Source organism: Paenibacillus sp. Soil522 (genome assembly GCF_001428245.1).
In the GTDB taxonomy this organism is placed as follows: Bacteria; Bacillota; Bacilli; order Paenibacillales; family Paenibacillaceae; genus Pristimantibacillus.
In genome coordinates, this window is the sequence record NZ_LMRV01000014.1 from 1,295 (window position 1) to 1,709 (window position 415).

At 47.0% G+C, this 415-nt stretch carries 1 protein-coding gene; it reads left to right on the forward strand.

The genetic code is table 11. The annotated features are described in order from the left end of the window. On the forward strand, positions 1–415 hold a 415-nt coding region (locus tag ASG81_RS29580; RefSeq protein WP_155971183.1), incomplete at both ends, for an IS110 family transposase.

Consider the following 415-nt stretch of genomic DNA (forward strand, 5'->3'; position numbering starts at 1 on the left):
AAGGATTCGAAAAATTAGAACGATGGATAGATGGATTACAACAGAAACACCGTTTAAAAGGGCTCATAATTGGTATGGAGCCGACAGGACACTACGGGTATAACCTAGCCAATTGGCTTGCCGATAAGGGCAAGAGCGTTGTCATGGTGAATCCGGCCACCACCAAACGAAACAAGGAGAACCGGGATAATTCTCCCTCCAAGAGTGATCCGAAGGATGCGCTTGTCATCGCTGACGTGGTTAGCCGAGGCTTCTACTATGAATACTCGCGACAGGCTATCGTTTTTCAAAGGTTGAAAACGATTATGAGTGACCGGGAATTTTGGGTGACGAATAGTGTACGGCTGCAGAACCGGATCATTCGCTGGTTAGACATTCGCTTCCCTGAGTATTTCTCAGTGTTTGAAGACTGGAC